Here is a 12,480-nt window from a genome sequence, read left to right on the forward strand (position 1 = left end):
GCACGATGTGTTTTGACTTAAACTTATAAATAATGAGGGCCTTGATAACCATTGGACTAATGATTCTTTTACTTGCCATGATGTCCTGTAAAACAGAAAAAATAACTTCCGCCAACAGTCAGGAGGAAAAAGTTTTTTGGGTCAACAGCAGTAAAGTTCCCTGTACCGGCGTTGCCCCGATGAATTGCCTGGAAGTCCAGGAAAACAGTGAAATTGATGAAGGTAAATGGACCTTTTTTTACTCACAGATTGAAGGATTTGATTTTAAACCCGGCAACAGGTACAGAATCAAGGTGAAAATTGAAAAATTGCCTGATCAGGTGCCTGCGGATGCCTCTTCATTGCGTTACCGTCTTGTTGAGGTTTTGGAAGAATATCCCGACAAAAGATTGAGATTAAGCAATATTTGGATGGTGGAAAAGCTGGAAGATATAGAAAATCCTAAAGGAATGGAAAAAGCACTTACATTGGAAATCAATGTCGCGGAAAGAAGATATTTCGGCTTTTCGGGCTGTAATACCATTAGAGGAGCCGCTTTGGGTATTACTGAAAAAGAAATTGTTTTCGGCAATGGCGCTATGACCCGGATGTATTGCGGGCCTGAATATATGGACTTAGAAATGAAATATGCAGAGATCTTAAAAGAGATCAAACAGTACAGGTTTTCTGGTTCAAAATTGTCGTTGTTGGATGAAGAGGGGAAAATCAGAATGGTACTTAAAAATGTTGATTAAAAAAAGGAGGCCCTTCTGCCTCCTTTTTTATATTTAGGGTCATTTAGTCCCTTTTGGCAACACATTGGAGATCAGGGAAACTTTTTCAATGGGTTCAGTAGCATTGGAATAAATCCTGACTACAGAATTCTGCTTTCCCATTTTACCAGCTGAGTTAAAGACTACCTTTAGCTCACCGGTCGCTCCCGGCGCAATTGGCTGTTTTGGCCAATTTGGAGCAGTACATCCACAGGTCACGGCCACATTGGAAATGACAAGAGGAGCATCTCCACTATTGGTAAAAACAAAGGTATGCTCTACCCTATCCCCTTGAGTGATGTCACCAAAATCAATGGATTTCTCTTTGAAATCGATCACTGCACCTTTTTTCTCGGTTTGAGCCTGTACAGCAAATACCATCAAGGCCATTACTGCAAGCAAAAACAACTTTTTCATAGTGATTGTATTTAGTTTTCGTTTGTTACTTATTCTTTGTTGCTAATATAAAACTTTGAATGGAAGTTTACCATGAATAACTCCTTCTTTGCCCTTGTTACTGCGGTGTAAAGCCACCTGATATAATCAGCATTGACCATATCGTCTGTCAGGTAGCCTTGATCCACAAATACGGCATCCCACTGACCGCCCTGCGATTTATGACATGTCAGTGCATACGCAAATTTAACCTGAAGGGCTGAAAGATAAGGATCTTTTTTTATCAATTCCATTCTTTCCGCCTTATTGGCTACATCTGAATAATCTTCCGATACCTGTCTGTACAACTCTTTATACTCTGCATGGCTCAAAGAAGGTCCTGAAGAATACAGGGTATCCATAATGACTTTTGCCTCAAAGAAAGGTTCTTCCGGATAATCCAGAAGCCTCAATTCCAAAGTAGCAAATCTTAGACCATACATTTCTTCGAAGGATCTTATTTTAATCACTTCCACAAAGTCTCCATTGGCCAAAAAATTAACTTTGTCAGAATCTGCCATGTAGGTGTAATTATTTTTCACAATCATTAAAAAATCTCCTGCACTGATTTCATCATCATAAAAATGAATGGTCCTACGGATGTACTGATTATACTGTACTGCTGCTTTATTGGATCTGGTGATGATGGCTGTATTTTCAACCCCGTATTTGTTGTAAGCATACCTTAATCCGTCTTCCAGCCTCTCTCCGGTCATTTTAAAAAAGTCCTTGAATCCATTAGTCCTAAATGTAATTTCAGGCAGCTTGGAATGAATTTGATTTCTGAGATGGGTAGCATTGAACAAAATTCCCGATTCAAGCTCTTGCCGCATGACTTCGGTTAGTTCAATACTTTCAACTTTAAGTCTAAAATTCCGGATCATGTAATCGGCAACCAAAGCCGGGCTTTGACTGCTTCCCACCGGTGGGAGCTGGGCCGTATCTCCGACAAGTAATAGGCGGTTACTGGAATCCTGAAACACAAAGTGTATCAGGTCTCTCAAAAGGCTCCTTCCTCCCACAACTTCATCTGCCAACATGGAAGCCTCATCTACAATAAACAGGGTATCTTTATGGTAATTTTTGACCAGTTCAAAACCTGCTCCCATTTCCCCAATTTGATCCTTGGGGCGGTAAATTATTTTATGGATAGTGAAAGCAGATTTTCGGCTATAATTACCCATTACCTTGGCTGCCCTGCCGGTCGGAGCCAAAAGCATTGACTTAGTCTTTAAGCGGGGAAGGATCCTGACCAAGGCCGAAATAAGAGATGTTTTACCGGTACCGGCATACCCTTTCAAAATAAAGGCATGGGTTTCAAGCGCTCCCTTATCAAAAAACCTGTCCATTTTCAGAAAAAAAACCTTTTGTCCCTCAGTGGGAACGAATGGAAAATATTTTGACAGGAGAACCGAAGGCTTTATTTCTACTTCTTTATCTTTACTCATCATTGCAGAAGCAATCTAAGTGTAATATGACAAAATTGGAAAAAGAGCTAGTAGATAAATTTGGGGGAAGGCTTAGAACAAGAGTAAATGGCATATTGATCAAAAATGACAAAATTTTAATGATCAAACATAAAATGTCTGTAAATAGGTATTTCTGGAATGTTCCCGGAGGCGGGATGAAGTATGGCTATTCTGTACAAGAAAATCTGGAAAGGGAATTTTTGGAAGAAACCGGTTTGGTCATACAAGTCAAAGATTTTGTATGCGCCCATGAATTCCTGGAACCACCTTTACATGCAATTGAACTCTTTTTTTCGGTAGAAGAAATTGGAGGAAGTTTAAAAATGGGAATAGATCCTGAGCTTGATGATAGCAAGCAGTTGATCATAGAAATTGGCTATTTGAACCTTGAAAAACTGAGTCTGATCAAAAATCCAGAAAAACATCCCATTTTTTGGGGAATAAAATCACTGAATGATGTGAGAAAATGGAATGGATATTTTAATTTTGAAAATAATTCTATAAAATAGCACCTTATAAAAATTACCATCAACCTTTATAAAAGATTAAAACATCTTAAAAATGACGCTAACCAGAATTTTATCCGTAGTTTTCTTATTGGGGGCTCTTGGTTTAGGCTATATGCTTTACAAGAGTGTTGACGATGTGATGCAAGAAGAAAAAAGAATTGCAGCCATCGAGTCCAGAATTATTGAAAAGCTTCAAATGTTAAGAGATGCACAGATTGCCTATATGGCAGCCAATGGAGAATATGCTTCAAACTGGCAGGATCTTAAAAAATTCATTGAGGAAGGTGATATCTGGATTGTCCAAAGAAAAGAAACCACAAAACTTTTGGCTTACGGTAAGGAAGAAATTACCGTATCCTATGATACCCTAGGATCAGTACCTGTTATTGACTCTCTATTCAATGAAAGAAGATATCCTAATTTCAATTTGGAGAACTTGAATATCGTTCCGGGATCCGGTGGAAAAGAATTTGAATTCTTTGCAGATAAAATTGAAAGAAGCCAAAGACAAATCGGTGTATTTGAAATCAGAGATCCTGATCCGATCAATCCTAAAAGGAGAATGAATAACAAAGAAAAAGCCCTTAGGGTAGGTTCTAGGACTGATTCATCTACTTCAGGAAACTGGGAGTAATTTTGGTTCAAACGACTGAAAATATCTTGAAAAAACTATACTGCGATAAATATGATTCCAAAATGGTTTCGTATTTATCGCTTTTCTTATATGATGATATAAGGATCCTTTTGGCCAAGGACATCAATCAGAAGGTCGTTGCTGTACACACTTGGAATCTTCTGGCTTCTGCTGAAAAGCCGATTTCCCAAGTTTGGAAAGATGAACTCTATAAATTAGATGTTCCTACCAAAGTATTTGTGCACAACCAGTATTTCTCTTTAGTGCCCGGAGCTGTATTCAATCCTGACTTTTTGGATGTATATCTCTCTTTTTCAGGTGATCTTGCTTTTGGGTTAAAAACATTCTACACCTCCTTGGACAGCAACAACATACAATTGGTGGGAGGTATGGACACCAAGTTATTCCAATTACTAAGTGATGGGAAGTCCAATGTTGTATTTCACCATGGAGCCAGTTCTTTTTTATCCTATTGTCTGAATGAAAAATCTAAGTTACTTCCACAAGAAATATTGATTTATTTGTTCGATAAATCATTTTATGTTTCGGCATTCAATAAACAAGGGTTAGTACTTTTTAACAAATTCAATGCGAAAACTAAAGAGGACCTGTTGAAGTACCTGTTTGGCATTACCAGTCAATTGGGCTTTGACAGAAAGCACTGCAGGTTTACGGTATTTGGCAAACATGGTCTTTTTGAAATAAAAACTGATTGGGCTATGGATTACTTCAAAAATTTTAAAATAGAACAAATCCATTTCAACCAAAGCTATCAACCGGGAACGGAGTCTTTTGCCAAAACCAACCATTTTGAATCCCATTGGGAAACCGCTTGATATATCAGTAGATTTTGGCTGTGATCCTTAGCCATGTTTATTGAAGAGAAAAAGTACAATATTTTAAAACGTCGATTAAGCAATCTCAAAATTTCACATGAAAAAAATAGCCATCTTCCCGGGATCTTTTGACCCATTCACCAAAGGGCATCATGACATCGTCCAAAGAAGTCTCAATATTTTCGATGAAGTGATCATTGGCATTGGCTATAATTCTGCCAAAAAAAACCGCTATTTTGAAATTGAAACCATGGTCGGGAAAATTGAAGAGCTTTACAATGATAATCCAAGAGTAAGTGTACTGGTTTACAACGACCTGACTTCAACGGTTGCGAAACAATATGGAGCAAAATTTTTAGTCAGAGGGCTGAGAAATACTACGGATTTTGAATATGAAAACACCATCAGCCAAATGAACAGGAAACTCAATCCTGATTTGGAAACTGTCTTCCTTATCACTTCTCCGCAATATGCAGCTGTCAGTTCAACCATTATCCGTGAAGTGCATCGCTATGGTGGAGATGTAAGCGATTATCTACCCTACGAGGTATGAACCTTGGGGACAAGTTTTAAAAAACGCTTATACAGGTACCGCATAGAAGGATAGGAATTCACCAAGGCCACTTTGGCTTCATGGTGCCCCATCCAGCGGATATCTTCAATCCCTTCTTCTTTTTGAGGCTTAAGGCCTGAATCGTTGATGCATTCCATGGCATACCAATAAGTCTTCTTTAAAATACTTTTCCTGTTGTGGGTATAGGTATGCCAGGTTTTGCAGATTTCCGGTCCCAGTTTGACTTTGATACCACATTCCTCTTCGACCTCCCTAACTGCACATTCTTCAGGCGATTCCCCTTTATCAAATTTCCCCTTGGGAAGGTCCCATTTGCCAAACCTGTAAATGAAAAGAACTTTCTGCTCCTTTGTCACGACTCCACCTGCTGCTTTGATCACAGTAAACCTACTTTTGATAAAATCCTTGATTTCTTTTTTGTTTTCTGTAAGGATAGTAACTGAATCAAGATGCTTTAATTTTCGGGTCCGCAGCACATACAAAAGCTTAATGATAACATCCCTACTGGGTTCAATTATCAGTACATCCTCATGAAATTCCGATGAAGACGGTAAGTCAACGGGATGGTCATAGACACATTCATAAGTCTTTTCCTTTGGCAATTCATCGGATGAAGCAATATCCAAAGGCTTGTCATTGATGAAAATTTTCATGGCTGGGTCGGGTTTGCCAAAAACAATTGAATTCCTGCCAAAAATGCATAAAATTTTTCACCCCTCACAGTACCCCCTTATTTTTTATCCTTTAATTTTGAGCCATGGACATATTTGACAATCAGATAGCTGCCCAGGTGGCAGCAAAATTATTGGAAATCAAGGCAATCAGACTTCAACCTGAAAAACCATTCACATGGGCATCCGGCTGGAAATCACCAATTTATTGTGATAATAGACTTTCACTATCCTATCCGGAGGTTAGGTCTTTTATCAAAGAAAATCTTGTAAAAGCTGTGCAATCTAAGTTCCCAGAAGTGGAAGCAATAGCAGGAGTGGCAACAGCTGGAATTCCTCAAGGTGCATTAATCGCAGATAGTTTAAATCTTCCATTCCTTTATGTTAGATCCAAACCAAAAGGTCATGGAATGGAAAATATGATTGAAGGAAAAGTTACAGAAGGCCAGAAAGTAGTGGTTGTGGAAGATCTGATATCTACGGGTGGAAGTTCATTGAAAGCTGTTCAGGATTTAAAAAATGCTGGGTTTGAGGTATTGGGGATGGTAGCTATTTTCACCTATGGCTTTGATATAGCCAATAGCAATTTTTCCGATGCCAATGTTAAATTGGTCTGTTTAAGCAATTATTCTGCCATGCTTCCCCAGGCTTTGGCCAATGATTATATTGATGACCATACCCTTGCCTCTTTGGTGGAATGGAGAAAAGATCCAAGTAGCTGGCAAGGGATAAGATAAAAAAAGAGGCTGTCTTATCAATAGAACTTGATATTTGTTACCCAAACAAAAATGCTGTTTAAGCATCAATTCCTTGGCGACTTAGTGGCTTTGTGGCAAAAAATACCCCGAAGGCTCTAAGGCTCAAAGTTTTACTAATTGAATACCAAATGAAATTTGGGTAAGGTTTTAAAGCATTGACATAAAGGACAGCCTCTTTTTATTTCTGAACGTTTTACCGGTTATGGTAATGTTCTGAATAATATTGCTGATAAGCTCCCGAAGTTACATTTTTCAACCATTCCTCATTTTCCAAATACCAATCTATGGTTTTGGAAATGCCTTCCTCAAACTGCAAACTAGGTTCCCACCCTAACTCTTTCTGGATTTTGGTGGCATCAATTGCATAACGAAGATCATGCCCCGCCCTATCTTTTACAAAAGTGATCAGCTTTTCGGATGTGCCGGGCTCCCTACCTAGCTTTTCATCCATTTTTTTACAGAGAAGCCTCACAATATCAATGTTCTTCCACTCATTGAAACCGCCGATATTATAGGTTTCACCTTTTTTCCCTTCATGAAATACCAAATCAATAGCGCGCGCATGGTCCACAACGTAAAGCCAGTCCCTGATATTTTCTCCTTTGCCATAAACAGGTAATGGCTTGTTGTTTTTTATATTATGGATACAAAGTGGTATCAGTTTTTCTGGAAATTGATTGGGACCATAATTATTGGAACAATTGGTGATTACAGTCCTCATTTTATAGGTATTGGCATAGGCCCTTACAAAGTGGTCTGATGAGGCCTTAGATGCTGAATACGGTGACTGCGGATCATAAGGGGTGGTTTCCAAAAAGAAACCTCCTTCGTCCAAAGACCCATAAACTTCATCAGTCGAAATATGATAAAAAAGATGATCTTCGTAATTTCTCCAAAATGACTTGGCCGTATTCAGTAAGTTAACGGTTCCAATGATATTGGTCTTGACAAAGGCCAAAGGATCTGTAATGGACCTATCCACATGAGATTCTGCTGCCAAATGAATAACATCAGTGATGCTATGCTTTTCAAATACTTCTACCAGGCTTGCTTCATCCAAAATATTGACCTTTTCAAAGTGATAATTATCTGCACCCTCTATTTCTTTGAGGTTTTCAAGATTTCCAGCATAGGTAAGGCAATCCAAGTTTACTATCCTGTATTCCGGATATTTTTCAACGAAAAGTTTAACCACATGGGACCCGATAAAGCCAGCACCTCCTGTAATCAAAATACTTTTTTTCATATTGTTCATTTATTAAACAGTGTGTTTTCCAAAAACTTAGCCCCAAAAAGAGGTTTTAATTTCCATAATAGGTATTGTACCACTCCACAAATCTTGCCACGCCAACTTCTACCGGTGTATTGGGTTTATATCCTGTATCCCTCATCAGGTCGGATACATCAGCAAAAGTAGCCGGAACATCACCAGGTTGAAGTGGAAGCAATTCTTTCTTGGCTTCAATACCAAGCGCTTTTTCCAAAGCCCCAATATAATCCATAAGCTCAACTGGGCTTGAATTGCCAATATTATACACTTTAAATGGGGCATAAGAACTACCTGGATCCGGCTTATTTCCATTCCATTCCGGATTTCCTTTGGGCGGCCTGTCCGCCACCCTGATGATACCCTCTACAATATCTTCTACATAAGTAAAATCCCTTTTCATCTTTCCATGATTGAAAACCTGAATTGGCTCTCCTTTTTTCATGGCTTCAATGAACAGGAACAACGCCATATCCGGCCTTCCCCAAGGCCCGTATACAGTAAAAAACCTGAGTCCGGTAGTGGGAATTTTGAACAGGTGACTGTAAGTATGCGCCATCAGTTCATTGGATTTCTTGGATGCGGCATACAAACTTAATGGATGGTCCACATTATCAGATGTAGAAAAAGGCATTTTAGTATTTGCCCCATAAACAGAACTGGAAGAGGCATACACCAAATGATTGACAGGAAAAGCCCTACAAGCCTCCAAAATATTTAAAAATCCGGTAATATTGGCATCAATATAAGCGTCAGGGTTGATCAAAGAATACCTAACACCTGCCTGTGCAGCCAAATTGACCACCACATCAAACTGCTCTTTTTGGAACAATTCAAACAAAAATGCCTTTTCACTTAAATCCGCCTTTACAAATGAATACCCCTCATATTTTTTGGACTGAACGAGTTCATGGTCTTTTATCTCCTCCTTGTCAATACCGGAGTCTTTCAACCTTCCAAACTTGAGGTTGACATCATAGTAATCATTGATATTATCCAGGCCAACTACCCTATCGCCTCTTTCCAAAAGCTGTTTAGCCAAGTGGAATCCAATAAATCCGGCTGTACCGGTTATCAAATATTTCATTTTGTTTTTCAATACATTCAAAAATTAGATTCATGAAGTAATTCAAAGCCCAATTTTACAGGGTTTTTTTCATTTATCTGACAAAAGCCGCTCATAATTGTCAAGGATCAATTGGTGCATTTTGTTTCGTTGGTATTTTTCCAAAACTTCCTGATAAAGATTATCTGCCAATTCCTGCATAAAATCCCTTTTTACGAAAGCAAATTCCAAGGCTTCTTTCAAGATATCCTTCTTTTTCACTGGAAAAATTAAACCTGTTTTTCTGTGGGTAATGACATCCACGTTTCCTATAATATCGGAACAGATAACAGGTACCTGCATGGCACCGGCTTCAAGCAACACATTGGGAAAGCCTTCCCTGTGAGAAGCGTGTACGAGAACATCAGCCATGGCCAGGTAGTGGGGCACATGATCTGTCCATTCAATCTGGACAATTCTAGGATGATCCTGGATTTTCCTTACAATTTCCCCATTAATTGGTTTGAGTTCCTGTTCAAATGATCCCAAAAGGACCAATTTGGAATAATTCACGATTTTAGAGGCCAAGAAAGCCTCAACAAGTTCTTCAATACCTTTGTCTTTGACTAACCTGCCTACCGCTAATATCAGAAAATCATTTTCAGAAGGAGCAATACGCATGGTTGCGGCAATGAGGTGGTTTTCTGAAAGGGAACTTCTGTTAAATTTATTAATATCCACCCCATTGGAGGATCCCATACCTATGATATTTATTTTGGACTCCTGTACCAGGCCTTCCTTCAACATGAATTCCTTAAGAGACTGGGAGTTTGGCCAAACTTCCGTGGCCCAACGGTAAGTCAACTTCTCCATCAAAATAAGCAGTTTCTTTTTATTCTTTTCGGCCACCATATATGGCATCCCTGCTACAGTATGGATTCTTACCCTTACTCCCGCCAATTTTGCTGCCAACATGGATAGCAGTCCTGCTTTCGGAGTGTGTGAATGAACAATATCCGGCATTTCCTTTTTAAAAAGTCTAAAAAGCAACCATAAGCAATATAAATCCCTGAAAGGGGTAATTTTTCTCGTAAAAGGAATAATATGATGCGGAACCCCTTCCCTCTTGGTCACTTCATTAACCTCTCTCCCGTCTGCACTCACCATCAATACATCCCAACCGGCTTCCTTCATAAACTTCATCTGTCCTGCCAATAAAAGTTTGAGAGAAAGGGGTACTGTGGTAACTCGAATTAATTTTGGCATGCAGTTTTTAAATTTTAAAAAGCCAAATTTAACTTTTTATTGCCTTCGGTGAATGAAAATCTTGAAATTTACTTCAGGACTTCAAACTCATAGACAATATGGTGTTCATAAACTTCTCCTGGATTGAGTCTCGCAGAAGGAAAATGTGGCTGATTAGGTGAATCAGGAAAAAATTGAGGCTCAAGACATAATCCAAAATTTTTGGAATACCTCACTCCCTCTGTCACTTGTTTTCCATCCAGGAAATTACCGGAATAAAACTGCACACCAGGCATATTGGAATAAAGCGTGAACTTCCTTCCGGAAGGCTGGTGTACGAGCTCTGCCATTTTACTGAGTTTGCCATCATGCTCCTTTTTGACTACAAAATTATGGTCGTAGCCCATACCAGTCTCTTCTATACTTTCCCCAACTTTACGTGGACTGGTAAAGTCAAATGGAGTGCCTTTTACAGGTAACAATTCACCTGTGGGAATCAAACCTTCATTTACCGGAGTGTAATAGTCCGCATGGATTGTGAGGTCATGCCCAAGGATGTCTTCCTTCATACCGCTCAGGTTAAAATATCCATGATGGGTCAGGTTTACGATAGTCGGTTGGTCTGTTTCTGCCCTCATGGTGATAGACAATTTATTGTCATGGTCCAATACAAAGGTCATGGTAGTCTGTAAATTACCGGGATAACCTTCTTCACCATCTGGGCTGACATAAGTCATCTTCACCCCTACAGCCTCATCCATTTCCATAATTTCTGCTTCCCAAAACTTTTTATTGAATCCTTCCCTTCCTCCGTGCAAATGGTTTTCACCATTGTTTTTGGCCAGCTCATAAATCTTACCATCCAGTTCAAACCTACCCTTGGCAATTCTATTGGCATATCTTCCCGTAGTTGCTCCAAAAAAATAAGTATCCTTAAAAAAATCCTCCGGTCTATCATAGGTCAGCAGGATGTTTTCAAAATTACCATCTTTGTCCGGAACAACAATCCTTGACAAAATCCCTCCATAACTGAGCAGTTCCACTTCCATGCCCTTTCCGTTTTTCAGATGGAATACTTTTGCCTGATTGTCCCCCATTTTTATGTTGTGGACATGGATATCAAAGTCAATTTCTTTTTTCACTTCATTTCTCTCTTTTTTTTGACAAGAAATTACTGATAGAAAGCATAACAATAGCAGAAGCTGGGATAGTTGTTTTTTCATTTCAGGTTGTTTTTCAGGTAATTTAAAACTAAATACCTGAATTTCCTGCCATTTTTAGGAGCATTTCAACAAGTGTTTTTTAGATGGCTTCATTTTTGGAAAAGAGCATTTTAAAAAAAACCGACCGATATGAAAAAACTCATGCTTTTTTCTGTAGCCTTAGCTACCCTGACCGTTTCCTGTGTTTCAAAAAAGAAATACGTAGAACTGCAAAATGACCTTTTCCGCACAGAAGCTACCTTGGCGGAAACAAGAAATGAAAAGGAGGCCCTAGAGGCAGAAAAGAGAATCCTCGAAGACAGAATGGGACGCATCCAGGCCAGAGTAGATGAATACAATGCCAGGATCAACTCTCTTCGCAGTGAAAATGATGCCCTGTTTGACCTGAACAGCAAAACGCCCATGTCCAAAAACACCAAGCAAAAAATGAATGCTACCTTGGCAAAGGTAGACCCCTATGACTTGGCCAATGCTAAAACATTGGAAGATTCTGTCAATCTGGCGATCTCCTACAATTTGAAAAAATCCATCTCTGATGGCTCCGCAGAACAGGATGAAGACATTTCCATCAGTGTGGACAAAACCGTGGTGATGATCAATGTTTCAGATAGGTTATTGTTCAACACCGGTTCTTATCAAGTGTCCAGAAATGCGGAAGGACTTTTGAAAAAACTGGCTGATGTGATCAATGCAGAACCTGCAGTGGAAGTCATGATAGAAGGACACACCGATCCGAGGAGCATTCAGACCGGGGTTCTGCAGGACAACTGGGACCTGAGCGTAAAAAGAGCAACTTCTATCGTAAGATTATTACAGAACAAATACAATGTAGCTCCTGAAAAGCTTATCGCAGCTGGAAGAGCAAGCTATATCCCTGTTGTTGAAAATGATAGTCTTGAAAATATGGCCCGGAACAGAAGAACCCGTATTGTGATCATCCCTGATCTAGATAAATTCTTTGCCATGATTGAATAATCCCAAACCAACTATAATAAAAACCAACTACCACAGTATTTGATTGTTTGGTACATTTTTTCATCATGTTGTTAATTGTTAATTCAA

The 12,480-nt window shown here is 39.1% G+C and carries 14 protein-coding genes; 7 read left to right on the forward strand and 7 right to left on the reverse strand.

The annotated features are described in order from the left end of the window. The first annotated feature begins 32 nt into the window (after positions 1-32). Entirely contained in the window at positions 33-734 is a 702-nt protein-coding gene (locus tag BC751_RS17510; RefSeq protein ID WP_130276755.1) for a DUF4377 domain-containing protein, read from the forward strand. A gap of 39 nt (positions 735-773) precedes the next feature. Here BC751_RS17510 and BC751_RS17515 read toward each other — a convergent pair whose 3' ends face one another. Then, positions 774-1,169 carry a DUF1573 domain-containing protein gene (locus BC751_RS17515; RefSeq protein ID WP_130276756.1) on the reverse strand — a complete coding sequence of 132 codons (396 nt, stop codon included), beginning with the start codon at positions 1,167-1,169 and terminating at the stop codon, positions 774-776. Between the two features lie 29 nt (positions 1,170-1,198). Beyond that, on the reverse strand, positions 1,199-2,638 hold the full coding sequence (locus BC751_RS17520) for an ATP-dependent DNA helicase (RefSeq protein WP_130276757.1): 1,440 nt from the start codon (positions 2,636-2,638) through the stop codon (positions 1,199-1,201). 23 nt (positions 2,639-2,661) lie between these two features. Here BC751_RS17520 and BC751_RS17525 point away from each other — a divergent pair, with 23 nt between their 5' ends. From BC751_RS17525 to coaD, 4 genes are all read left to right on the forward strand, one after another. Then, a complete protein-coding gene (locus BC751_RS17525) occupies positions 2,662-3,165 on the forward strand; it encodes an NUDIX domain-containing protein (protein WP_130276758.1) in 504 nt (167 codons plus the stop codon). 52 nt (positions 3,166-3,217) lie between these two features. Next, the gene (locus BC751_RS17530) at positions 3,218-3,799 is read left to right on the forward strand and encodes a hypothetical protein (protein WP_130276759.1); all 582 of its coding nucleotides are present in this window, start codon (positions 3,218-3,220) and stop codon (positions 3,797-3,799) included. Between the two features lie 26 nt (positions 3,800-3,825). Then, entirely contained in the window at positions 3,826-4,635 is an 810-nt protein-coding gene (locus BC751_RS17535) for a DUF3822 family protein (RefSeq protein ID WP_242617518.1), read from the forward strand. Between the two features lie 97 nt (positions 4,636-4,732). Next, entirely contained in the window at positions 4,733-5,188 is a 456-nt protein-coding gene (gene coaD / locus BC751_RS17540; protein ID WP_130276761.1) for a pantetheine-phosphate adenylyltransferase, read from the forward strand. Here coaD and BC751_RS17545 read toward each other — a convergent pair. Next, on the reverse strand, positions 5,176-5,862 hold the full coding sequence (locus BC751_RS17545; RefSeq protein ID WP_130276762.1) for an NUDIX hydrolase: 687 nt from the start codon (positions 5,860-5,862) through the stop codon (positions 5,176-5,178). The genes coaD and BC751_RS17545 overlap by 13 nt on opposite strands. Positions 5,863-5,966: 104 nt before the next feature. Here BC751_RS17545 and pyrE point away from each other — a divergent pair, with 104 nt between their 5' ends. Beyond that, positions 5,967-6,617, forward strand: coding sequence for an orotate phosphoribosyltransferase (gene pyrE, locus BC751_RS17550; RefSeq protein ID WP_130276763.1), 651 nt, complete (start codon positions 5,967-5,969; stop codon positions 6,615-6,617). Between the two features lie 214 nt (positions 6,618-6,831). On the opposite strand, the gene rfbB is transcribed toward pyrE, so the two are convergent. The 4 genes from rfbB to BC751_RS17570 form a co-directional block, all read right to left on the reverse strand. Next, positions 6,832-7,884 carry a dTDP-glucose 4,6-dehydratase gene (gene rfbB / locus BC751_RS17555; RefSeq protein ID WP_130276764.1) on the reverse strand — a complete coding sequence of 351 codons (1,053 nt, stop codon included), beginning with the start codon at positions 7,882-7,884 and terminating at the stop codon, positions 6,832-6,834. Between the two features lie 55 nt (positions 7,885-7,939). Further along, the gene (locus tag BC751_RS17560) at positions 7,940-8,992 is read right to left on the reverse strand and encodes an NAD-dependent epimerase (RefSeq protein WP_130276765.1); all 1,053 of its coding nucleotides are present in this window, start codon (positions 8,990-8,992) and stop codon (positions 7,940-7,942) included. Positions 8,993-9,061: 69 nt separating this feature from the next. Then, entirely contained in the window at positions 9,062-10,216 is a 1,155-nt protein-coding gene (locus tag BC751_RS17565) for a glycosyltransferase family 4 protein (RefSeq protein ID WP_130276766.1), read from the reverse strand. Positions 10,217-10,284: 68 nt separating this feature from the next. Beyond that, positions 10,285-11,418 (reverse strand): aldose epimerase family protein, encoded by a 1,134-nt coding sequence (locus tag BC751_RS17570; protein WP_130276767.1) that lies wholly within the window; start codon positions 11,416-11,418, stop codon positions 10,285-10,287. Between the two features lie 129 nt (positions 11,419-11,547). On the opposite strand from BC751_RS17570, the gene BC751_RS17575 reads away from it, so the two are divergent. Beyond that, positions 11,548-12,393, forward strand: a complete 846-nt coding sequence (locus tag BC751_RS17575; protein WP_130276768.1) for an OmpA family protein — start codon at positions 11,548-11,550, stop codon at positions 12,391-12,393. The last annotated feature ends 87 nt before the right edge of the window (positions 12,394-12,480 follow it).

It is taken from the genome of Cecembia calidifontis (assembly GCF_004216715.1).
GTDB classification, from domain to species: domain Bacteria; phylum Bacteroidota; class Bacteroidia; order Cytophagales; family Cyclobacteriaceae; genus Cecembia_A; species Cecembia_A calidifontis.

Excerpts from the sequence above, each read along its gene's own strand:
- BC751_RS17510 (WP_130276755.1), top strand. The coding sequence starts at position 33 with ATGAGGGCCTTGATAACCATTGGACTAATGATTCTTTTACTTGCCATG.
- BC751_RS17515 (WP_130276756.1), bottom strand. The coding sequence starts at position 1,169 with ATGAAAAAGTTGTTTTTGCTTGCAGTAATGGCCTTGATGGTATTTGCT.
- BC751_RS17520 (WP_130276757.1), bottom strand. The coding sequence starts at position 2,638 with ATGATGAGTAAAGATAAAGAAGTAGAAATAAAGCCTTCGGTTCTCCTG.
- BC751_RS17525 (WP_130276758.1), top strand. The coding sequence starts at position 2,662 with ATGACAAAATTGGAAAAAGAGCTAGTAGATAAATTTGGGGGAAGGCTT.
- BC751_RS17530 (WP_130276759.1), top strand. The coding sequence starts at position 3,218 with ATGACGCTAACCAGAATTTTATCCGTAGTTTTCTTATTGGGGGCTCTT.
- coaD (WP_130276761.1), top strand. The coding sequence starts at position 4,733 with ATGAAAAAAATAGCCATCTTCCCGGGATCTTTTGACCCATTCACCAAA.
- BC751_RS17545 (WP_130276762.1), bottom strand. The coding sequence starts at position 5,862 with ATGAAAATTTTCATCAATGACAAGCCTTTGGATATTGCTTCATCCGAT.
- pyrE (WP_130276763.1), top strand. The coding sequence starts at position 5,967 with ATGGACATATTTGACAATCAGATAGCTGCCCAGGTGGCAGCAAAATTA.
- rfbB (WP_130276764.1), bottom strand. The coding sequence starts at position 7,884 with ATGAAAAAAAGTATTTTGATTACAGGAGGTGCTGGCTTTATCGGGTCC.
- BC751_RS17560 (WP_130276765.1), bottom strand. The coding sequence starts at position 8,992 with ATGAAATATTTGATAACCGGTACAGCCGGATTTATTGGATTCCACTTG.
- BC751_RS17565 (WP_130276766.1), bottom strand. The coding sequence starts at position 10,216 with ATGCCAAAATTAATTCGAGTTACCACAGTACCCCTTTCTCTCAAACTT.
- BC751_RS17570 (WP_130276767.1), bottom strand. The coding sequence starts at position 11,418 with ATGAAAAAACAACTATCCCAGCTTCTGCTATTGTTATGCTTTCTATCA.
- BC751_RS17575 (WP_130276768.1), top strand. The coding sequence starts at position 11,548 with ATGAAAAAACTCATGCTTTTTTCTGTAGCCTTAGCTACCCTGACCGTT.